At 69.3% G+C, this 21,248-nt stretch carries 23 protein-coding genes; 4 read left to right on the top strand and 19 right to left on the bottom strand.

Annotated features, from left to right (window positions below; all coding sequences use genetic code 11):
* Positions 1-84: 84 nt before the first annotated feature.
* From C1707_RS14615 to C1707_RS14570, 10 genes are all read right to left on the bottom strand, one after another.
* Complete coding sequence (locus C1707_RS14615; RefSeq protein WP_101712043.1) at positions 85-948, bottom strand: hypothetical protein; 864 nt, start codon at positions 946-948, stop codon at positions 85-87.
* An 82-nt stretch (positions 949-1,030) separates the two neighbouring features.
* The gene (locus tag C1707_RS14610; RefSeq protein WP_101712246.1) at positions 1,031-1,270 is read right to left on the bottom strand and encodes a hypothetical protein; all 240 of its coding nucleotides are present in this window, start codon (positions 1,268-1,270) and stop codon (positions 1,031-1,033) included.
* Positions 1,271-1,301: 31 nt separating this feature from the next.
* Entirely contained in the window at positions 1,302-1,556 is a 255-nt protein-coding gene (locus C1707_RS14605) for a DUF3297 family protein (protein ID WP_101712042.1), read from the bottom strand.
* A gap of 95 nt (positions 1,557-1,651) precedes the next feature.
* Positions 1,652-2,566, bottom strand: coding sequence for an iron-containing redox enzyme family protein (locus tag C1707_RS14600; protein WP_240633706.1), 915 nt, complete (start codon positions 2,564-2,566; stop codon positions 1,652-1,654).
* 92 nt (positions 2,567-2,658) lie between these two features.
* A complete protein-coding gene (locus C1707_RS14595; protein ID WP_101712041.1) occupies positions 2,659-2,949 on the bottom strand; it encodes a hypothetical protein in 291 nt (96 codons plus the stop codon).
* Between the two features lie 112 nt (positions 2,950-3,061).
* A complete protein-coding gene (locus C1707_RS14590; protein ID WP_101712040.1) occupies positions 3,062-4,441 on the bottom strand; it encodes a serine hydrolase domain-containing protein in 1,380 nt (459 codons plus the stop codon).
* Positions 4,442-4,515: 74 nt separating this feature from the next.
* Complete coding sequence (gene parC, locus C1707_RS14585) at positions 4,516-6,795, bottom strand: DNA topoisomerase IV subunit A (RefSeq protein ID WP_101712039.1); 2,280 nt, start codon at positions 6,793-6,795, stop codon at positions 4,516-4,518.
* 77 nt (positions 6,796-6,872) lie between these two features.
* The gene (locus C1707_RS14580) at positions 6,873-7,085 is read right to left on the bottom strand and encodes a hypothetical protein (RefSeq protein ID WP_101712038.1); all 213 of its coding nucleotides are present in this window, start codon (positions 7,083-7,085) and stop codon (positions 6,873-6,875) included.
* An 86-nt stretch (positions 7,086-7,171) separates the two neighbouring features.
* Positions 7,172-8,581, bottom strand: coding sequence for an ATP-binding protein (locus C1707_RS14575; RefSeq protein WP_101712037.1), 1,410 nt, complete (start codon positions 8,579-8,581; stop codon positions 7,172-7,174).
* An 8-nt stretch (positions 8,582-8,589) separates the two neighbouring features.
* Positions 8,590-9,255 carry a response regulator transcription factor gene (locus C1707_RS14570; RefSeq protein ID WP_101712036.1) on the bottom strand — a complete coding sequence of 222 codons (666 nt, stop codon included), beginning with the start codon at positions 9,253-9,255 and terminating at the stop codon, positions 8,590-8,592.
* A 120-nt stretch (positions 9,256-9,375) separates the two neighbouring features.
* Between C1707_RS14570 and C1707_RS14565 the strand changes: the two genes are divergently transcribed.
* Complete coding sequence (locus tag C1707_RS14565; protein WP_145998316.1) at positions 9,376-12,189, top strand: TonB-dependent receptor; 2,814 nt, start codon at positions 9,376-9,378, stop codon at positions 12,187-12,189.
* Positions 12,190-12,207: 18 nt separating this feature from the next.
* Here C1707_RS14565 and recO read toward each other — a convergent pair whose 3' ends face one another.
* A complete protein-coding gene (gene recO / locus C1707_RS14560) occupies positions 12,208-12,942 on the bottom strand; it encodes a DNA repair protein RecO (RefSeq protein WP_101712034.1) in 735 nt (244 codons plus the stop codon).
* A gap of 180 nt (positions 12,943-13,122) precedes the next feature.
* On the opposite strand from recO, the gene C1707_RS14555 reads away from it, so the two are divergent.
* Complete coding sequence (locus tag C1707_RS14555; RefSeq protein WP_101712033.1) at positions 13,123-14,115, top strand: hypothetical protein; 993 nt, start codon at positions 13,123-13,125, stop codon at positions 14,113-14,115.
* A 35-nt stretch (positions 14,116-14,150) separates the two neighbouring features.
* On the opposite strand, the gene C1707_RS14550 is transcribed toward C1707_RS14555, so the two are convergent.
* The 8 genes from C1707_RS14550 to pyrE all read right to left on the bottom strand — a co-directional run bounded on the left by C1707_RS14550 (position 14,151) and on the right by pyrE (position 20,146).
* A complete protein-coding gene (locus C1707_RS14550) occupies positions 14,151-15,005 on the bottom strand; it encodes an arylamine N-acetyltransferase family protein (RefSeq protein ID WP_101712032.1) in 855 nt (284 codons plus the stop codon).
* Positions 14,998-15,948 carry a GTPase Era gene (gene era, locus C1707_RS14545; RefSeq protein WP_058350501.1) on the bottom strand — a complete coding sequence of 317 codons (951 nt, stop codon included), beginning with the start codon at positions 15,946-15,948 and terminating at the stop codon, positions 14,998-15,000. Before era ends, C1707_RS14550 begins: the two co-directional genes overlap by 8 nt.
* A 63-nt stretch (positions 15,949-16,011) precedes the next feature.
* Positions 16,012-16,716 (bottom strand): ribonuclease III, encoded by a 705-nt coding sequence (rnc, locus tag C1707_RS14540; protein WP_101712031.1) that lies wholly within the window; start codon positions 16,714-16,716, stop codon positions 16,012-16,014.
* A gap of 4 nt (positions 16,717-16,720) precedes the next feature.
* Complete coding sequence (gene lepB, locus C1707_RS14535) at positions 16,721-17,578, bottom strand: signal peptidase I (protein WP_101712030.1); 858 nt, start codon at positions 17,576-17,578, stop codon at positions 16,721-16,723.
* Positions 17,579-17,754: 176 nt separating this feature from the next.
* On the bottom strand, positions 17,755-18,225 hold the full coding sequence (locus tag C1707_RS14530) for a hypothetical protein (protein WP_164467354.1): 471 nt from the start codon (positions 18,223-18,225) through the stop codon (positions 17,755-17,757).
* A 95-nt stretch (positions 18,226-18,320) separates the two neighbouring features.
* The gene (gene acpS / locus C1707_RS14525) at positions 18,321-18,722 is read right to left on the bottom strand and encodes a holo-ACP synthase (RefSeq protein ID WP_101712028.1); all 402 of its coding nucleotides are present in this window, start codon (positions 18,720-18,722) and stop codon (positions 18,321-18,323) included.
* Positions 18,723-18,779: 57 nt separating this feature from the next.
* The gene (locus C1707_RS14520) at positions 18,780-19,556 is read right to left on the bottom strand and encodes a pyridoxine 5'-phosphate synthase (protein WP_101712027.1); all 777 of its coding nucleotides are present in this window, start codon (positions 19,554-19,556) and stop codon (positions 18,780-18,782) included.
* Between the two features lie 5 nt (positions 19,557-19,561).
* On the bottom strand, positions 19,562-20,146 hold the full coding sequence (gene pyrE / locus C1707_RS14515) for an orotate phosphoribosyltransferase (RefSeq protein ID WP_101712026.1): 585 nt from the start codon (positions 20,144-20,146) through the stop codon (positions 19,562-19,564).
* A gap of 68 nt (positions 20,147-20,214) precedes the next feature.
* Between pyrE and C1707_RS14510 the strand changes: the two genes are divergently transcribed.
* Both C1707_RS14510 and C1707_RS14505 read left to right on the top strand, forming a co-directional pair.
* Positions 20,215-20,625 (top strand): NUDIX domain-containing protein, encoded by a 411-nt coding sequence (locus C1707_RS14510; RefSeq protein ID WP_101712025.1) that lies wholly within the window; start codon positions 20,215-20,217, stop codon positions 20,623-20,625.
* Between the two features lie 78 nt (positions 20,626-20,703).
* Positions 20,704-21,156: a carboxymuconolactone decarboxylase family protein gene (locus tag C1707_RS14505; protein WP_101712024.1), complete on the top strand. Its 453-nt coding sequence runs from the start codon at positions 20,704-20,706 to the stop codon at positions 21,154-21,156.
* Positions 21,157-21,248 lie beyond the last annotated feature (92 nt).

Here is a 21,248-nt window from a genome sequence, read left to right as displayed (position 1 = left end):
TCCGCCAGACACCATGGCGGAAAGCGGGCGTTTCGCTCGCGCCACGAGCATACGCACCTAAACGCGCCCAACCAAGCGGCGCCTTCAGTGCCCGCCACGCTCCTCGCCGTGCTGGTGGCCCGTCTTGGGCGCGGGCCCGGTGTGGATCAGCTGCTTCTGGCAGCGTTCGAGAAGGCGAAGATTGTCGGGACTGTTCCAGACGTCGGCGAACTCGACCACCGCCAGGCGCAGGCGGCGCATGTGCTCGCTCCACTCCAGCGGCGGCTCGGGCTTGTCGTGGGCCTCGTCCTCGTGGGGCTTGCCGTGGACGCTGGCCCCGCAGGTGCAGGCGTGCGGCGCGAGCGCCGGTGCGGCCGGCGCCGCGGGCGCATTGACGATGACGGTCTGCCTGCTGCTGATCTTCACCTGCGGCGCGGCCAGGGCCAGGCCGCCGACGGTGACGGGAACGCAGCAGACGACGCACTGGCACGGCGCCGGAGCCTTGCAGGTCCCCGGATGCGCCTCGGCAGGCTTGCCGTGGTCATGGCCGCCCTCGCCCTTAGCCTGGTGGCCGCAGGTGCAGGACTTGGGCGCCTTGGGCTCGGGCTTGACCTCCGGCTTGGGAAACTGGCCTTGGCAGGCCTTCTCCAGGCTCTTCAGGGCCTTGCCACAGGCGGCGAACGCGATCAGCGCCCCGACCCGGGCCTCGACCTCGGCGACCAGTTCCTCGGCGCGACGCAGCAACTCGCCCGTGGGCGCGCTGGTGGCGGCCACGCAGCGGGCCAGGATCGCCTTGTGGATGGTCTTGGGCACGTCGCGCCAGCGCTCGTCCCTGCCCTTTCCGCCGGTGAAGCGCCCCGCGAAGAACGCCAGGGCCGCGACGGCCAGGGTGATCAGGGCGATGCCGGCCAGCAGGGTCGGATCGAAGATCGGGACCGGCGTCTCGACCGGAAACTCGGATTGATACACCCCACCCCTCCCGCGTGCGCCATTCGACGAGCAGCGTTATGGTTAACGCATGCTTGCGACGCTTGCACGGTGAAGGTTGGGATCAGCGGCGGGAAATCACGCCGCGAGCGCGGGCGCCCTGGTCGTAGCGGCTCTCGCCGCCGTAGACGGCGACCTCGCACAGGATGTCGCCGCCTTCCTGGGCGGCCCAGAGATAGTTTCGCTCGACCTCGACGTTGCGGCCGGCGGGCGAGATGCCGTCGAAGGTGTCTCCCCAGGGAATCACCTTCGACAGTTCACGCCAGGACAGGGACATGGCCCGCGACAGTTCGTCGTCGGCCATGGCCTGCAGGTCGGGATCGCTCACGCGCGGCTTACTCGGACGCCGCTTCGGCGTCGCGGAAGTACGGCACCACCTCGCCTTGCAGCTTGATGGTCATGGCGTTGCCCTTGCGGTCGACGGTCTTGCCGGCGGTCACGCGCACCCAGCCTTCGCTGACGCAGTACTCGTCGACATTGGTCTTCTCGACGCCCTTGAAGCGGATGCCGACGCCGCGCTCCAGCGCCTCGGCGTTGTAGTACGGGCTGTCGGGATTGGCGGACAGGCGGTCGGGAGGCGTATCGCTCATCGGGTCGGCTTTCGAGATCTTGGGGCGGGACGGCCCGCCGAAGCGGGCGTGATAGCGAGGAAAGCCCCGAATTCCAACCCTCTAGCGCCCCGCCCTCACTCGGCGGCGTAGACCACCGGATGGGCGTGGGCCCAGAGGTGGGCGCGATAGGTCTCGAAGCACTGCTCGCCGCAGATCAGCCGCATGACCGCGCCCTCGGCGATGTGGCGGGCGCAGGCCGGGTCGGCCGACACCAGCGGATGCAGGGCCTCGGCGTTCCAGGCCTTGGAATGCTCGATGTCGAGCTGGGCGTGCAGGGCGAAGTACTTGCGGGCTTCCGGGGGCGCGCCCAGGCGCTTGAGGCCCGCGTCGACGCAGGCCACGCGGGTCGGCGCGGTCAGCTCGACCACGCCCAGCGCGCCGATCGACTGGTGGACGTAGCGCCGCGTGGTCGCGAAGGCCGTCATCAGATTGGCCAGGCACAGCGACTGCCAGAGCGTGGAATCGATCGTGGGCGCCAGCTCGAAGGTCTCGACGGTGCGGGCCAGCATCGGGCCGTGCATTCCGCTCGCCCTGCCCCGCCCCATCTCGTCCCAGTAGTTGCGGGCCAGCTCCAGCTTGGCGCGGTCGAGCACCTTGACCTGGGTCATGGCCACCAGGTCGTCGAAGCCCGCCTCCCCTGCCGCCTCCTGCGTCAGGAACCACTTGAGATCCTCGATCGACGCTTCGCCCTCCAGCCAGTCGAACAGCGGGTCCCACTGGCCGGGACCGTGGTCCTTCAGGGCCTCGAACCAGGCGATGAAGCCGTCGGGATCGCTGGGTACATCCTCGACCAGCGGCGCGACGTGCGACCGGAAGGCCTCGATGAACGCCCCCTCGATCCGCTGCATGCGCAGGTCCTCGTCGAGGGTCTCGCGCCAGTCGGCCGACGGGAAGGCCGGGGCCAGGCGGCGATGGTTCCAGTGGGCCAGACCCCTATGCAGGGCCTCGGCGTCGGGAAACTGCGGGCTGAAGGCGCCCAGGCGCGACAAGCGTTCTCCGCCAAACACGATCACGAACTCCGGAAAGCTGGATAACTGCGATGAAGGCGGGAGGCCCCGCGCGGGGGACCTCCCGAAAGCACTCAGCGCTCGGCGCCGCCCTCGCCGGTGCGGCCCGGCTCGATGGCGCCGGTGTCGACGCCGCCGGAGACGCCGTTGTTCAGCTGGTCTTCGCCGCCGCCCTCGACGCCTTCGCCGTCACGACGCTGGCGGTCGGCCTGCTGGTTCTGCTGGCCCGGCTGGGCCTGCTGCGGGTTCTGCTGCTGTTGCTGCGGCGAGCGGTTGTCGCCCTGCTGGTTCTGCTGTTCGGCCTGCGGACGCTGGGCGTCGCTCGGTTGCTGTTGCAGGCCTTGGTTGTTCGGGGTGTCGCCCATTGTCGTGTCTTCCCTGATCATTGGCCGGGGCGGGATGCGCCAGCGGGAAGCAAAACGACTATTCAGCCGGGCCGTTCCTAGGTCGGAAAGCCGACAAAGTTCAAGATATCAATTACTTGAGCGAGGAACGCTTGGTCGTGTCGCGAGTTTGAGCCAGCTTGGCTGGCGGCTTCTCCAACGCTTGATAGACCCACTTGCGCGTCTCGGCGTCGAGGCCGGGCCCCACGCCGCCCAGCCGCTGGATCATGCCGACGAAGAAGAGGTCGTTGGCCGGGTCGATCCAGAACCAGGTGCCGGCGCTGCCGCCCCAGCTGATCGTGCCCGGACCGACCGGCGCGCCCGAGGCGGCCGGGTCGACCGCCACCGCCACGTCGAGGCCGTAGCCCATGCCGAGCGCGAACGGGAAAGGCTTCTGCTGGCCCGGCTTGAGCACGCCGGAGGTGCCGTCGGTGGTCACCTGGAAGCTGGGCGGCAAATGGTTCAGCCGCATCATCGCCACCGTCTCCGGCTCGAGGACGCGCACGCCGTCCAGGTCGCCGCCGTTTAGGATCATCTGGGCGAAACGGGCGAAGTCGCCGGCCGTCGACAGCAGGCCGCCGCCGCCGGACGGCGCCGGGGGCGGCCTGGTCACGTCGCGCCAGCCGCCTTCGACGGCGGGCGCGAGCTTTCCGGTCACGGGATCGGCGTCGTAGATCGCCGCCAGCCGCGCGGTCTTGTCGGCCGGAACCCAGAAGCCGGTGTCCTTCATCTTCAGCGGCTTGAAGATGCGCTGTTGCATGAATACCGGCAGGGACTGGCCCGACAGGCGCTCGATGATCAGGCCCTGGATGTCGGCCGCGACGCTGTAGCGCCACAGCTTGCCCGGCTCGGCGTACATCGGCAGGCCGGCGATCTTCTGCACCATCGAGAACAGCGAGTCCGACTGCAGAACGCCGGCGCGGTAGTAGGCCTGGTCGGCCTGGCTGCCCGGATCGTCGGCGATGCCGTAGGCGAACCCGGCCGTATGGGTCATCAGCTCGCGCATGGTCGGCGGGCGGCTGATCGGCGACAGGATCGGTCGTCCCGAGGCGTCGACGCCGTTGGCGACGCGCAGCCCCTCGAACTCGGGAATGAACTTGGTGATCGGGTCGTCGAGCTTCCAGCGGCCCTCGTCGTAGAGGATCAGCATCGCCACCCCCGTGACCGGCTTGGTCTCCGAGCGGATGCGGAAGATGGCGTCGGCCGGCATTGGGTCGGGCTGATCCAGCGCCCGCTTGCCGTAGGTCGTCTGGCTGACGACCTTGCCGTGGCGGGCCAGCAGGGTCACGCCGCCGGCGATCTGGCCCTGGTCGACCAGGCGCTGCATGGTCTCGTCGACGCGCTTGAGCTTCTCCGACGAGAACCCCACCGCCTCGGGCTTGGCGCGCGGCAGGGCGCTCGCCATGCCCGGATGGGCGGCGGTCAGGCCCAGGAACCCAGCCAGGGCCCCGACGGACTTGCGCCAGAAGCTCATAGGTCGACTTATCTCACAGAGGGTTTGGCGAGAGCATGGCGCCGAAACGCCGCGCCCGCTCCCGCCAGGTCACATCACTTGGGACGGAAGCGCTTCTGGGCCGGGAAGCCCTTGGGCGCCAGCTTGCCGGCCCCGGCCCGGCGGCCGACGAAGGTCTGCCAGTCGGTCCATTCGCGGCGGCGCAGGGCCGTGTCGATCCAGTAGCCCCCGGTCTCGGCGTTGAACGACAGGCCGTCGCGCAGGCCGCCCTCGCGGTAGGCCTGCAGCTTCACGCCCTTGCCGCGCGGCATTTCCGGCAGCTCTTCCAGCGGGAAGATCAAGATCTTGCCGTTGTCGCCCACCACGGCCAGCTGGTCGCCGACGGCTTCCAGGCAGAAGGCCGCGCCGGCGGCGTCGACGGTCAGCACCTGCTTGCCCGCCTTGCGGTTGGCCAGGGCCTCCTCCTCCGGCAGCAGGAAGCCGTAGCCCTGCTTGGAGGCCAGGATGCGCTTGCGGCCCGCCTTGAACGGGAAGACGTCGATGATCTTCACCTTGTCGTCCAGCTCGATCATCATCCGCACCGGCTCGCCGTGACCGCGCGCCGACGGCAGGTTGGCGCAGCCCAGCGTGAAGAAGCGGCCGTCCGAGGTGAACAGCAGGAGCTTGTCGGTCGTCTCGGCCGGGACTAGGAAGCCCAGCTTGTCGCCTTCCTTGAACTTCAGCTCCGACGGATCCTCGATCTTGCCCTTGGCGGCGCGGATCCAGCCGCGCTCGGACAGGATGATGGTGATCGGCTCGCGCACGATCATCGCCTCGATGGCGGCGTCGGCGTCGACCACCGGAGCGACGTCGAAGACCGAGCGGCCGGTCACGCCGGTCGGGCGCGGCTTGTCCAGCGGGTGCTTGATCTTGATCAAGCTGGCGCGCACCTGGCGCAGGCCCGTGCCGACCAGGTCCCACTGCTTCTTGTCGCTGGCCAGCATGGCCAGGATGCCGTCGCGCTCTTCCACCAGTTCGGCGTGCTCGCGGCGGATCTCCATCTCCTCCAGCTTGGCCAGTTGGCGCAGGCGGGTGTTGAGGATGGCGTCGGCCTGGATGTCGCTGAGGGCGAAGGCCGCCATCAGCTTTTCCTTCGGCTTGTCCTCGTAGCGGACGATGCGGATCACCTCGTCGAGATTGAGGTAGGCGATCAGCAGGCCATCGAGGATGTGCAGGCGGGCTTCGATCTTGGCCAGGCGGTGGCGGGCCCGGCGGGTCAGCACCTCGCGGCGGTGGGCCAGGAACGCCATCAGGGCCGCCTTGATGCCCATCACGCCCGGCGTGCCGCGCGCGTCCAGCACGTTGATGTTGACCGAGAAGCGGCTTTCCAGCGCCGAGAGCTTGAACAGGCTCTCCATCAGCACTTCGGGCTCGACGTTCTTGGACTTCGGCTCGAGCACCAGGCGGATGTCCTCGGCGCTCTCGTCGCGGACGTCGCCCAGCAGGGCGGCCTTCTTGCTCTCGATCAGGTCGGCCAGCTGTTCGACCAGATCCGACTTCTTCACCTGATACGGGATCTCGGTGACGACGATCTGGTAGCCGCCGCGACCAGTCTCCTCGCGCTCCCACTTGGCGCGGGTGCGCACGCCGCCACGGCCGGTCTCGTAGGTTTCGAGCAGGCTGGCGGCCGGCTCGACGATGACGCCGCCGGTCGGGAAGTCGGGGCCCGGCACGCGCTCGAGGATCTCGGCGGTCGTGGCCTCGGGGTTGGACAGCAGCAGCAGGCAGGCGTCGATCAGCTCGGCCGGATTGTGCGGCGGGATCGAAGTGGCCATGCCGACGGCGATGCCGGCCGAACCGTTGGCCAGCAGGTTGGGGAAACCCGATGGCAGGACCACGGGCTCCTCGTCCTGGCCGTCATAGGTCGGGCGGAAGTCGACAGCGTCCTCGTCGATGCCGTCGAGCAGAAGCGTCGCCGCTTCCGTCATCTTGCATTCGGTGTAACGCATGGCGGCGGCGTTATCGCCGTCGATGTTGCCGAAGTTGCCCTGCCCCTCGACCAGCGGGATGCGCTGGGAGAAGTCCTGCGCCAGGCGCACCAGGGCGTCGTAGATCGACTGGTCGCCGTGCGGGTGGAAGTTACCCATCACCTCGCCGACCACCTTGGCGCACTTGCGCGCGGCGGACTCGGGGTTCAGGCGCATGTTGCTCATGGCGTAGAGCACGCGCCGGTGCACCGGCTTCATGCCGTCGCGGACGTCGGGCAGCGCCCGCGAGCCGATGGTCGACAGCGCATAGGCCAGATAGCGCTTGGACAGCGCTTCGGTCAGCGGCTCTTCGAGGATGCGGTCGCCGTCGCCGGGACCGCCGGGGGGAGGAATGACGGGCTTGTTCATCAGTCAGATTCGTTTCGGCCCGCCAGCCTAGCAGATATGCGGCGCTCGATTCGAGGCGGCGACGGGGTTTTTGCGGCTTATCCGGCCGCGGGCGCTCCGAGGAAGGCCCCTGCCCGCTCGACGAGGTCGATCACCGCCTCGTCCCGCCACACCTCGATCGTCTCGGCGCTGGCGTGATCACGCAGCAGCGACAAGGCGTGGCGCCGATAGGCGTCCTCGGCCAGGTCCTGGATATCGACTGCGGTGGCGACCTGGTTACCGGCCAAGCAGACGAACGTGTAGGTTTTCATCACAGCCCTCGCCGTGACCTTAGCACCTCAAGCGCGGCCGTTGGTCGGCTGCCCGACCGATCACGGCATTGGGAACGGCCGTGTTCTCAGGCGTCGGCGCTGCGGGCCGGCAGGGCCAGGGTCACCCGCAGCCCGCCGATCGGGGCGCGGCCCAGGGTCAGGGCGCCGTCGTGCAGCTCGGCCAGCTCCAGCGCGATCGGCAGGCCAAAACCGTGCCCGGCCCCGCGCTCGTCCAGGCGGCTGCCCGGCACCAGGGCGGCGGCGGCGGCCTCGTCGGTCAGGCCGGGTCCGTCGTCGTCGATGTCGAGCACCACACGCGCGCCCTCACGGCGGCCCGTGACCCGCACCGTGCGCTCGGCGAACTTCCAGGCGTTGTCGAGCAGGTTGCCGGTCATCTCGTCGAAGTCCTGCGGGTCGCAGGCGACATAGAGGTCGTCGGCCACGTCCAGTTCGGCCCGGACGCCGGCGGCGGCGTGGATGCGCGACAGGGCGGCCACCAGGTCGTCCAGCCGTGACTTCACGGGCAGGGCCGGACGCCCCGGCGCGCCCGGCGAGGCGGCGCGGGCGCGGCCCAGGTGATGGCCGATGGCCCCGTCGATCTGGGCGATCAGGCTGGCCAGGCTGCCGTCGGGATCGCGCCCAGGCTCGGCCAGGCGCACGGCCAGGGTGGCCAGCGGCGTCTTCAGGCCGTGGGCCAGGTTCGAGACGTGGCTGCGCGCCTTGGCCAGGGCCTGCTCGTTGTGGTCCAGCAGGGCGTTCAGCTCGGCCACCACCGGCTCCAGCTCGCGGGGCTGCCGGCCGTCGATGCGGCGCTGCTCGCCGGCGCGGACGGCGGCCAGCGAGGCGCCCAGCTTGCGCAGCGGCCGCAGGCCCAACTCCAGCTGGCCGATCATCGCCGCCAGCAGTCCCACGCCCAGCACGCCCAGCGACAGCAGCAAGGGCCGCAGGCCCTCGTCGCGCATGCGGTCACGGATGTAGCGCGGCGCGCCGGCGGTGACCGTCACCGGCCCCCGGCTGGTGCTGATGGTCAGGGTGCGGAAATAGAAGCTCTCGTTCCAGCCGCTGCGCGAGCGCCAGCGGCGGGATTCCTTCAGCGGCGCCGTCGGCGGCTTGTCGGGACGCATCTCGCGCTGGGGCATGCGATCCCGGTCGCGGTCGCGCTCGGGACGCGGCCAGGGCGGCGGCCCCGCCCCCTGCCTGGGCTCGACCGCGGCCACGGTCTGCGAGCGCAGCACCCCCGCCGGCCCCTTGACCACCCAGGCCCAGCCGGCGCCGCGGCGGACGAACGGCCCGACCGACTGGATGCGGTCCTGGTCCAGCGAGCCGTCGGACTTCACCGCCCGGGCCAGCACCGAGATCTGCGACTCCAGGCTGGCGTCGACGTTGCGACGCACGAACTGATCCAGGGTCGGGCGGATGGTCAGGGCCGCCAGCACCACCGCCACGATGGTGAACAAAAGGCCGCTCAGCAGCAGCCGCGCGCGGATCGAATTCATCGCGCCCCTCACGCCGCGCCCCCCGTCAGGCGATAGCCCCGCCCGCGCACGGTCTCGATCATCTCGTGGCCGATCTTGCGCCGCAGGCGGCCGACGATGACCTCCAGCGAGTTGGAATCCCCGCCGGCGTCGCCCTCGTAGGCCTGCTCCAGGATGTCCATCCGCTCGACCACCACCTCCTTGCGCAGGATCAGGCACGACAGCACCCGCCATTCGAAGCTGGTCAGCTTCAGCGGCATGCCGTCGAACTCGAACCCGCCCATCTGGGCGTCGAAGGTCAGCCGTCCGCAGACGATGCGCGGTCCGTGATGGCCAGCCGAGCGGCGCACCAGGGCCCGCAGGCGCATCACCAGTTCCTCCACGCGGAACGGCTTGGTCAGGTAGTCGTCGGCGCCGGCCTTGAAACCCTCGACCTTCTCGGTCCAGCCGTAGCGGGCGGTGAGGATCAGCACCGGCAGCGGCCGGTTCTGCGCTCGCCAGCCGCGCAGCACCGAAAGGCCGTCCTGCTTGGGCAGGCCAAGATCGAGCACGGCGGCGGCGTAGGTTTCGGTGGAGCCCAGGTGCGCGCCGGTCTCGCCGTCGGCGGCGATATCCACCGCGAACTGCTCTTCGCGCAGGGCCTGGGCGATGCTTTCGGCCAGCGGCGCGTCGTCTTCGACCAACAGGATGCGCATGCCCAATCCTTAGCCGAAGAACCCAAACCGAACCTGAACCAGTTCGTTCAGGCTACGTCGAGGTTGCATGCGTTACAGAGGCTGCAATCGAGGGATTCGGTTCGAGATTTGGGGATTGGAATGACGAGGAAGATGGCCCTCCTGGCGGGTCTGCTGGGCTGCATCACGCCGACGATGCTGTACGCCCAGGAGACGGCGGCGCCTTCCCAGGCTCCGCGCCAGCCCGTCCAGCAGGTCCCGTCCGACGCCGACCTCGACACCGAGGTCGAGGGCATCGTCGTCACGGGCCAGCGTCAGTACGGCGCGGTGCTGGGCGACATCCAGCCCGAAACCACCTTCAACGCCGCCGACGTGCGCTCGCTGGGCGTCAGCTCCGTCACCGAGCTGCTGTCGGAACTGTCGGCCCAGACCGCCAGCGCCAGCGGCGGCTCGCCCGTCACGCTGCTGAACGGCCGGCGGATCTCGGGCATGGGCGAAATCCGCGACATCCCCACCGAGGCCATCCAGCGCGTCGAGATCCTGCCCGAGGAAGTGGCCCTGAAGTACGGCTATTCGGCCGATCAGAAGGTGGTCAACATCGTGCTGCGCCAGCGCTTCCGGGCGCGCACCGGCGAGATCAGCGTGGCGGCCCCCACCGATGGCGGACAGACCACCGAGCAGATCGACTCCAGCACCCTGCGTCTCAACCGCCAGGGCCGCCTGAACACCGCCTTCAAGTACGCCCACAGCGACAAGCTGCTGGAGAGCGACCGCGACATCGGCCCGTCCGAAACCGACGCGGCCTTCGACGGCGACGTCTCCAACTACCGCACCCTCAAGCCGCGCACCGACAGCCTGTCCTACAACGCCGTCTACAATCGCGTGCTCGAGAACGGCGTTTCGGCGACCGTCAACGGCAGCCTGTCCTACGATCAGAGCCAGTCGCTGCAGGGCCTCTCGCGCGCCCGCCTGACCATTCCGGCCAACAACCCGTTCTACACCGGCGAGGCCAGCCTCAATCGCTACCTCACAGATCTGGGCGCGATGGAGCAGTGGAACCGTTCGTGGAACGCCCACGGCGGCTTCACGCTGGACGGCGCGCTGAAGTCGTGGCGCTGGAACCTGACCGGCAACTACGACCACGACGAAAGCCGCACCTCGTCGGATCGGGACGCGAGCGTCCTGGACATCCAGCGGCGGCTGGACGCGCTGGACCCCACGCTCGATCCTTACGCGGGCCTGCCCACCGGCAGCTTCCTGCGCAACACCGCCCACTCGATCAGCGACACGATCAACACCCAGCTGGTGATGAACGGCGCCCTGACGCGCCTGCCGGCCGGCGATCTGTCGACCACCGTCAAGCTCGGGGTGGAAGGCGCCTGGACGGATTCCTGGTCGCGCCGCAGCAACACCGCGGGCGTCACCGAAAGCAGCGCCGACCTGTCGCGCGGCACGGCCAACGCCCAGGTCAGCTTCGACCTGCCGATCACCAGCCGCCGCAACAACTTCATGGCCAAGGCCGGCGACCTGTCGGCCAACCTGAACCTCTCGATCAACCAGCTGTCGGACTTCGGTACGCTGACCACTATCGGCGGCGGCCTGAACTGGTCGCCGATCAAGCCGGTCAGCTTCATCGTTTCGGGAACCCGGCAGGAGAACGCGCCCAGCATGTCGCAGCTCGGCGCGCCGCTGGTCACGACCACCAGCGTACGGGTGTTCGACTACGTCAAGGGCGAGAGCGTCGAGGTCAACCGCATCAGCGGCGGCAATCCCGACCTGAAGTCGGAGGAGCGCAACGTCTTCAAGGTGGGCTTCACGGTGAAGCCGCCTCAGATCGAAGGGCTGGCGGTCAACGGCAACTACACCCGCACCCGCATCGACAACCCGATCGCATCGTTCCCCAGCGCCACGGCCGCCATCGAGGCGGCCTTCCCCGATCGCTTCACGCGGGCCGATCCGACCGACGAAGACACCGACGGCATCGGCCGCCTGATCAGCATCGACTCCCGCTCGGTGAACTTCGCCAAGCGCGAGAGCGAGCAGTTCCGCTGGGGCTTCAACTACTCCCGGCAGATCGGCAAGACGCCGCCGCGCCCTACCCCCACGCCGGAGGAGATGCAGCGCTGGCGTGAACGCCAGGGTCAGGGCGAAAGCCGTCGCGGCCAGGGCGACCAGGCCGCCGGCGGACAGCGGAGCCAGGCGTCGCAGGCCCAGGGCCAGACGCAGGTCGCTGAGGGCGCCCAGCCTCCCGGCATGGATCTGTTGCAAGGCGCCATGCGCCAGGGCGGCGAGCAGCGGGGCGGCGGCGACAACGCCCAGCCTCCGTCGGACGGCCCGCGTCCCGGCGGCGACCAGGGCGGCCCCGGGGCCGGACCTGGCGGCGGCTTCGGTGGTCCCGGCGGCGGCTTCGGTGGTCGCGGACCCGGCGGGTTCGGCGGCCCGGGCGGTCCCGGCGGCCTGGGCGCGGCCCGCCTGCAGCTGGCGCTGTTCCACACGGTGCGCCTGCGCGAGCAGGTCTACATCTTCGACGGCGCCGCGCCGCTCGACCTGCTCGAAGGCGACGCGCTGGGCAACAGCGGCGGCACGCCCCGCAACGAAGTGGAAGCCCAGCTCGGCTTCACCAAGCAGGGCATGGGCGCGCGCCTGACCGCCAACTGGAAGGAAGGCACCCAGGTCACCGGCGGAACCACCGGCACGTCCACCGGCACGCTGCGCTTCTCCGACCTGACGACCGTGAACCTGCGCCTGTTCGCCAACCTGGGCGCGCGGCGAGAACTGGTCGCCAAGTACCCCGTGCTGCGCGGCACGCGGGTGACCTTCGGCGTCACCAACCTGTTCGACCAGAAGCAGACGGTGCGCGACGCCACCGGAGAAATCCCGACCAACTACGCCCAGGACTACCTGGACCCGCTCGGCCGCAGCGTGAGGCTGAGCGTGCGCAAGGTGTTCTTCTAGGACCGGCCGGGGCGGCCTCTAGAGCCGCCCCGCCTCGCCCAGGCGATCCAGCAACCACATGCGGGCGGGCGGCAGCGGGCGGTTCAGCGGGCCGAACACGAACTGCTCGAGGAAGTGGCCGGTGATGTCGAGGCCCGCCTTGACGTCGCCCTCGCCCAAGCCCCCCTGCGACGACAGCAGGAACGGCGGCAGAGGCAGAAGCTTGTCCTGATAGGGCGCGCCGGCCTTGCGGCTGACGGCCCGCCCCGTGCGCGGGCTGACATAGATCAGGTCGTCGACATCGCCGGTCGCCGCGCACTTGGACAGGTCCAGGCCAAAGCCCAGGTCCTGCAGCAGGCCCGCCTCGTAGCGCACATAGACCGCCGGCCAGATGTCGGGGATCTCCAGCACCCGGATCAGGGTCTCCAGCGCCAGGAACGCGCCGGGATGAGGCTCGCGCTCGGGAAGCGCCCCGGCGGCGACGGCGGCGGCCGACTGCAACCCGGCCAGGGCCAGCCGGTCGTCGAACAGCGAAGACGGCCCCTCTCCCATCGGCTCCAGCTGGGCCGAGCCCATCTGGTCGGCCATCCGGGCGCGATAGCGGGCGATCACCCGCGCGCCGGCCTGCAGGAACGGTTTCATCCGTCGCGAGGCCGCGCCGGCCACGTGGGCGACGAACTTGCCGCGATCCTGGGTCAGCAGCTCGACGATGGCGCCGGTCTCGCCGTGCGCCCGCGCCGACAGCACGAAGGCGTCGTCTTCCCACTCCGTCATCGGACGGCTCGCGAGCGGAGCATCGGTATCGGCGGCGCGGTTCGCATCAAGGGCATGAGCGTGCATACGACGCCTCGGCGCCGGCCGCAAAACGATCGACGCGCGAGGGGCGAGCGCAAGACCGTTGCACTCCCTATGGGCGAGAGGCTAAGCAGGCGGTCTTGAGCCGGGGGGCCCTGCATGACCGATGACTCGCTGATCGCTTCGCACGTCTACAGCCGCAAGCTGGACAAACCGAAGAACGTCTGGCCGGCCCTGATCGTCACCGCCCTGATTGGCGTCGCGATCATCGCCGCCTACAGCCTGGCCCAGATGCGCGGCGACAGCCGGGTGTTCGACCCGTCCGAGCTGCTCAACAGCCGCTTCCTGTTCTCGCTCGTCCCCTGCGGCGTGCTGGCCGTCGCCCTGTGGGCCGGCCTCTATTTCGGCTACATCCGCTCGCGCGACGCCTCGATGGGCCCCACCTCGTTCAACGTCATCGCCATCGCGGTGTTCGCGACCTCGGTGCTGGCGCCGATGTCGGTGCATGGCGTCTGGTACGTGGAAAAGCAGATCGCGCTGAGCAAGGCGCGCAAGGCCTGGGACGGCGAGCCTGAGCTGAAGGCGCAACTTCTGGCCATCGCCGCTGGCGAGCGGGCCGCCGACGCCGCCGCGATCGCGGCCCTGAAGCCGCACTACGAGGCCACCGAGCGCACGCTGGTGATCTCGCCGATCACCGTCGCCTCGCAGGCCGACGTCCAGACCGCCAGCGCCCGCTTGCGCAAGACGCTGGACCTGATGGAAGCGACCGCCGCCGAGGACGCCGCGCGCCAGGCCCGGACCAAGGCCGCCATCGACGAAGCGATCCGCAAGGCCGATCCGCCGGCGCTGGTGCGCGACCACGTCTACGCCCGCCAGATCGCCGACGAGCGCGCGGCCGCCGCGGCAAGAAACGTCCGCGACGACCTGCGCCGCAGCACCTACGAGGAGACGCTGGCGGCGCTGGACGTGCTGGCCGCGGCGCGGGGCCTTTGGAAGTCGGACGGCGAGAACCTGTTCTTCGCCCGGCAGTCGGACGTCGACGCGATCGAGGCCCACCTGCGCAACGCCAAGATCACCCGCTACGACCTGCATCACCAGCCGGCCGAGCGCCTGCCCGCCCAGACCTGGGCAAGGCCGCCCAAGGGCGTCTGAGTCCCCGCCCCGATCCTGGGCCTGCCCGGCTGGCTCTAGGCCGGCGTTCCCCAGGCCACGACCTTTTCCAGCACCGGACGCCAATCGGGCTCGACCGGCAGGCCGATGACGTCGCGCAGGGTCGCTTCCAACTCGTCGACCGACAGGTCGCGCTGCTCCACCAGCGCGCCGGCGGCGTCGCGATGGGTCAGGCGGTTGTTCTTCAGCGCGTAACGAGCGGTCGGCGTCGTGCGTCCCACCGTCATGCTCCAGGTGAAGTGCGAGCTGGGATGGGTGTAGGTGAAGAAGTTGGCCTGCTCGTAATCGACCGCCGCCCAGGCGCCCTGGGCCACCTGGTAGAGCGGCGCCCAGCGGCCAGAAAGGTTGGCCTGCACCTGGCGCTCGACCATCCCGTCCTGCGAAGCGTCGACAATGCGGAAGGCGCCGTTGGGGATTTGCTGGTCACCGTCGGCGAACAGGCGAAGCGGCGCGGTCAGCACGCAGCCGCCGAAACCCGCGTCGGCCAGCCAGGTCTCGCCGTCGATCCTCACGCCCAGCACCTGATGCGAACGCGGACGCGGCGGGGCGCCTTCCGGCGCCATCCACAGCACCCGGGCCATCAGGCCCTCGACCTGGAAACCGACAGCAGCCAACACGCGCTTGAGCAGGCTGTTCTGCTCGTAGCAGTAGCCGCCGCGGCCGGCCGCGATCAGCTTGGCGTCGACGTCGGCCGGGACGATGCTGATCCCGCGCCCCAGCAGGACGTCCAGGTTCTCGAACGGAATGGCGTCCGGATGCTTCTGGCAGATCGCCCGCAGCGTCTCGATCGTCGGCTCGCGTGGGCCGGCATAGCCGATCCGCGCGAAATAGGCGTCGAGGTCCACGGAAGCGACCGCCGGAGCGTCAAACATCGAAGTCGAGACCCATGTCGCTGAACAGGCCGCGTTCCTCGGCCCAGTTCTCCTTGACCTTCACGTGCAGGAACAGGTGCACCTTGCGGTCCAGGATGTCCTGCAGCTCCTCGCGCGAGGCCTGGCCGATCCACTTCAGCACCTGGCCGCCCTTGCCCAGAACGATGGCCCGCTGGCCCTCGCGCTCGACATAGATGGTCTGCTCGATGCGGGCGCTGCCGTCGGCGCGCTCCTCGAACGAGGTGGTCTCCACCGAGGCCGCGTAGGGCAGTTCCTCGTGGACGCGCAGATAGATCTTCTCGCGGGTGATCTCGGCGGCCAGCAGGCGCGCCGGCAGGTCGGCCGTCTGGTCTTCCGGATAGAGCCAGGGGCTCTCGGGCATCATCGAGGCCAGCTTGGCGGTCAGGTCGTCGACGCCCGCGCCGGTCTCGGCGCTGATCATGAAGACGTCGGTGTAGACGCCGGTGTCGAAGAAGTCCTTGGCCACGGCCAGCAGCGTGTCGCGCTTGATGCCGTCGATCTTGTTGAGCGCCAGGATCACCTTGCGGCCGCTCTCCTTGAGGGCCTCGATGATGGTCTGGACGTCCTGCACCGCGCGGTGCTCGGCCGGGGTGGCGTTGCGGGCGCGATCGGCCAGTTCGGCCTGCACGTCGACGAGGTGCACGGTGACCTCGGCCTCTTCCGAACCGGCCCAGGCCGAGCGCACCATGGCGCGGTCCAGGCGGCGGCGCGGGCTGAAGATCCCGGGGGTGTCGACGAGGACGATCTGGGTGTCGCCGGCCAGGGCGACGCCGCGCACGGGGAAGCGGGTCGTCTGCACCTTCTGGGTGACGATCGAGACCTTGGCCCCGACCATGCGGTTGACCAGGGTGGACTTGCCGGCGTTCGGTGCGCCGATGATGGCGGCGAACCCGGCGCGGGTGTTGGAGGTGTTTTCAGTCATTGGGCGTGCGTGTAGCACAGCAACGCCCAAAATCCTCCCCTGAAACCCCTTCCTGCCGAAGGGTTAGCCCGCCACCCGCTCCAGCAGCGCCTTGGCGGCGGCCTTCTCGGCCTCCTGGCGAGACTTGCCCTTGGCGATGGCCGGGTCGACGTCCTTCACCGACACCTCGACGGTGAATTCCGGAGCGTGATCGGGACCGGTGCGGTCGAGCACGCGATAGCTCGGCAGCGGTCGACCCTTGCTCTGCGCCCATTCCTGCAGGGCGGTCTTGGGATCGCGCGGACGCCCCTGCCCGGCCCGGTCGAACTCGTCGGACCACAGGTCGAGGAACACCTTGCGGGCCAGGTCCAGCCCGCCGTCCTGATAGAGCGCGGCCATCAAGGCCTCGCAGGCGCCGGCCAGGATCGATTCCGTCTCGCGGCCGCCGATCTTGCTCGACGACGCCGACAGGCGCAGGGCGGGACCCAACTCCGCGCCCTTGGCCACGCGGGCGCAGGTCTCGCGGCTGACCAGGGCGTTGAGGCGCGGGGCGAGCTCGCCCTCTTTGGCCTTGGGGAAGCGCTCGGCCAGGGCCTCGGCGGCCAGGAGCCCCAGCACCCGGTCGCCGATGAACTCCAGCACCTCGTTGTCGCGCACCTTGGCCTTGGCGCCGTCGCCGACGCTGGCATGGGTCAGCGCCTGCTCGAGCAGCTCACGGTTCTCGAACCGATGACCGATCCGGCGCTCCAGGTCGCCGACGGCGGCGACCCGCCTGTCCTTCACGGCCATGATCTTACTTCAGCACGCGGAAGAAGCGGCTCGGACGCGCGTCCATGAACCAGGTCCACGGCTTGAACAGGTGCGCGTCGGCGTTCCACGACAGCAGGATGATCTGCGCCTTGCCGACCAGGTTCTCGGACGGAACGAAGCCCACGCCGATGGCGTCGCCGGTGTACTGGTCGTTCTCGTAGTTCCACTTGCAGGTCCCGGCGTCTGTCTTGAACGGCGAGATGCCCGGGTTGAAGCGGCTGTCGGCCGAGTTGTCGCGATTGTCGCCCATGAAGAAGTAGCAGTTCTCGGGAACGACATAGACGCCGGTGTTGTCGCCCTGCGTGTCCGGGCCCGCGTCGGCCTGGGTCAGGTAGGTGCGGCCCTCGGGCGTGGTCTCCTGGATGCGCTTCATCGGCTGGGTGAAGCCGTAGCCGCTGTCGACCAGCACGTCGGCCAGTTCCTTGCGCTCGACGGCCTTGCCGTTGATGTAGAGCGCGCCGCCGCGAACCTGGATCTGGTCGCCAGGCAGGCCCACCAGGCGCTTGATGTAGTCGACGTGGCCGTCGCGCGGCAGCTTGAAGACGATGATGTCGCCCCGCTTGGGCGCCGAACCGAGGATACGGCCCTTGAACAGCGGCGGGCTGAACGGGATCGAGTGCTTCGAATAGCCGTACGAGAACTTCGAGACGATGATGTAGTCGCCTTGATAGAGGTTGGGCTCCATCGAGGCCGACGGGATCGTGAACGGCTGGAACAGCAGCACCCGCAGCACCAGGGCGATGCCCAGGGCGTAGGCCACGGTCTTGATGATCTCGATGAATTCGTTGACGGCGCCGCCCTTTTCTTCTTCCGGGGGCGTGGTCTCGACGGCTTCGGTCATGCGCGCGGGGCTCTTTGCGAATGGGGGTCGGGGCGAGCCCGACAGGTCTTGCTAGACGCGGTTGTCGTCGCGGGCAAGCACCGCCGGCGATAGTGACGCTTCATGGCGGCGATTAGGCGAAGCTAACGATGGTCGCCTTAAAGTTTATTCATCTGCCGCCAGGCCGCCCTGCCTGCCTATCGCCCAACCTCGATTGGAGGCGCCTCGCGCTCTCCGCATCGCGCGAGAAACCTATCGACCAGCGCCGCAGGCGGAGGCTGATAGCGTCGATCGTCGAAGACCCTGCCGGGCTCGTTCTCGAAGGCGATGCGCGTCGTCAGCCTGTCGCTGGACAACAGGGTACGAAGCTCGGCCGGCGACATCTTCAGCTGGAACCGGGCGCGGATCGAAAAGCCGTTGCTGCGCCAGGTCGGCTTGGCCATGCGGTCGCTCGTCCCGTTGCTCAGGCCGACCTCGACGGGAACCACGCCGCCGACGTCGACGGCGACCTCCAGACCGTCGGCGCGGACATGGACGAAGTCGCCTTTCAGACAGAAGAACTCGAGCTCGGCGGGGGTGATGAAGCTGTCGTCACGGAAGACGATCAGCACGCCGTCGCGCTCGTCCCAGTAGCGCGCGTCGCCATCGCCTTCGACAGAGAAGCGCACCGCGCCCTCGGGAGGCTTCGCCGGCGACCAATCCGGATGACCGGCGCAGGCGCTCAGCGCGAGACCCAGTCCCAGGCCTGCGCCGCGCCAGACCTTCATGACGCCGGCACGGCCTCGATGATCACGAAGGCCTGAGCGTAGGGGTGGTCGTCGGTCAGCGACAGGTGGATCACCGGAACCATGCCCTCGGGGATCAGCTGGGCCAGCTTGGCCGCCGCCCCGCCGGTCAGGGCCATGGTCGGCTTGCCCGACGGCAGGTTGACCACGCCCATGTCTCCCAGGTGCACGCCCTGCTTCAGGCCCGTGCCCAGGGCCTTGGAGCAGGCCTCCTTGGCGGCGAAGCGCTTGGCGTAGCTGGAGGCGCGATCGGGCTTTCGCTCGGACCGCTTGCGCTCGATCTCGGTGAAGACCTTGTTGGTGAAGCGCTCGCCGAAACGTTCCAGCGTCTTCTCTATGCGGCGGATGTCGCTGAGGTCCGAACCGATGCCGATGATCACGCCGCGCTCTCCACCGAGCGCGAGGCGCGCTCGGCGCCTTCTTGTTGTCGAGCATCCTTACGCAAAACCGGCCTCCACTTTTGCGGGATGCTCGAGCCTGGCCGCGTCCATCAAGGTCCGCATCCGCAGTATGGCCTGGGGCAGGCCCACGAAGATCGCCTCGCCGATCAGGAAGTGGCCGATGTTCAGCTCGACGATCTGCGGGATCGCAGCCACCGGCTTGACCGTGGCGTAGTCGATGCCGTGTCCGGCGTGGACCTCCAGCCCCAGCGAGGCCGCGAAGGCCGCGCCCGACTTCAGACGGTCGAGGATGGCGGCGGCGCGCTCGGTCTCGCCGGCGCGGGCGGCGTCGCAATAGGCGCCGGTGTGCAGCTCGACGACCTGAGCGCCGACGTCGGCCGAAGCCTGGATCTGGGCGTGGTCGGGCTCGATGAACAGTGATACCCGAGCGCCCACGGTGCGCAGGCGGGCCGTGGCGTCGGCGATGCGGTTGGCGCCCTTCACGACGTCGAGGCCGCCTTCGGTGGTCACTTCCTCACGCCGCTCGGGCACAAGGCAGGCAGCATGCGGCTTAGCGTTCATGGCGATGCCGACCATCTCGTCGGTGACCGCCATTTCGAAGTTCAGCGGCTTGCCGCGCTTGAGGCAGAGGTCGGTCAGGACGGCGATGTCGGCGTCGCTGATGTGGCGGCGATCCTCGCGCAGGTGCGCGGTGATGCCGTCGGCGCCGGCCGCCAGGGCCAGCTCGGCGGCGCGCACCGGTTCCGGATAGCTCGACCCGCGTGCGTTGCGGATCGTGGCCACGTGGTCGATGTTGACGCCGAGCCGGAGCATGGGCCTCAGCCCTTCAGCCGGCGACTGCCCGGATCCTCGATCGGGATCGCGGCCAGTTCGGGCGGCAGGGCGTCGGCCGGATAGGCCGGGACTTCGAGGCTGGCCAGGGCGATCAGCGGCACGCCGACATCGACCTTGCCGCCCGAGCGGTCGACGATGCAGGCCGCGGCCACGACGTCGCCGCCGGCGTCCTTGATCGCCTGGATGCATTCGCGCGACGACAGGCCGGTGGTGACGATGTCCTCGACCATCACGACCTTCTGGCCCGGCTCGATGTGGAAGCCGCGACGGAACTTGAAGCCGCCGCCCTCGCGCTCGACATAGATCGACGGCACGTTCAGGTGACGGGCGGTCTCGTAGCCGGGGATGATGCCGCCGACGGCGGGCGAAACCGCCACGTCGACATGGCCCACCGTGGCCACGATCTTGTCGGCCAGGGCCTTGCACAGGCGCTCGCAGCGCTCGGGCCGCATGAACACCAGGTTCTTCTGCAGGAAGACCGGGCTGTGCAGGCCGCTGGACAGCACGAAGTGGCCTTCGCGCAGGGCGCCGGCGGCGCGGAATTCTTCGAGGACGTCGTCGTTGGTCATGAGCCGTGGATATAAGGCCAGCGCGGCGAGTCTACAAACCACAGACAAAGGGGCGTAGGACAGCGGCCATGAACGACTCCCCTCCCCGTCCCCGCGTCGGCTGCGGCGCGGCCATCATCGACGCCCAGGGTCGCATCCTGCTGGTCCGGCGCCGTCGCCAGCCCGAGACCGGTCATTGGGGCCAGCCGGGCGGCAAGCTCGACTGGGGCGAGCCGGGCCGCGCCTGCGCCGAGCGCGAGATCCGCGAGGAGCTGGGGATCGGGATCGCCGCCGGCCCGGTGCTGGCGGTGACCGACATGATCGACGAGACCAGCCACTGGCTGGCCGTGACCTATCGCGCCGACGGCTGCGTGGGCGAGCCGGCGATCCAGGAACCCGAGGCGATCGCCGACTGGGGCTGGTTCGCGCTGGACGCCCTGCCCACGCCGCTCACCCAGGCCACGCGCGACGCCGTGGCGGCCCTGCGCGGCGCGAACTGAACTTTTTTCGCGAGGCCGCGTCACACGCGCGGCCCTCGCCTCGTCATGGCGGCGCAACCCTCTCAAAGGAGACCCGCCATGACCGCCAAGCTCGATCCCTTCGCCGCCGCTCCGGCCGTGATGAAGTCCTGGTTCGCCGCCTCGACCACCATCGCCGCCGGCCTGGAGCCCAGCCTGGTCGAACTGGTCAAGATCCGCGCCTCGCAGATCAACGCCTGCGCCAACTGCATCAACATGCATACGGTCGAGGCCCGCGCCCAGGGCGAGACCGAGCAGCGCATCTACCTGTTGTCGGCCTGGCGCGAGGCGCCCTGCTACACGCCTCGCGAACGCGCCGCCCTGGCCTGGACCGAGGCCCTCACCCGCCTGTCGGAAGGCCACACGCAGGAAGCGGCCCACGCCGACCTGGCCGCGCAGTTCAGCGATGAGGAGCAGGTCAAGCTGACCCTGATGATCAACGTCATCAACGGCTGGAACCGCCTGGCGGTGGGCTTTGGTCTCTGGATCGAGCAGCCGGTGAAGGCGGCCTGAGGCGAGGGCGAAAACCCCGCCCTTCGACAAGCTCAGGGTGAGGTTTTCCTGCGACCGCTCCGCCCGAAATGGTCCTCATCCTGAGCTTGTCG

Source organism: Caulobacter flavus (genome assembly GCF_003722335.1).
Classification (GTDB): domain Bacteria; phylum Pseudomonadota; class Alphaproteobacteria; order Caulobacterales; family Caulobacteraceae; genus Caulobacter; species Caulobacter flavus.
This window is presented reverse-complemented; position numbering and strand designations above follow the sequence as displayed.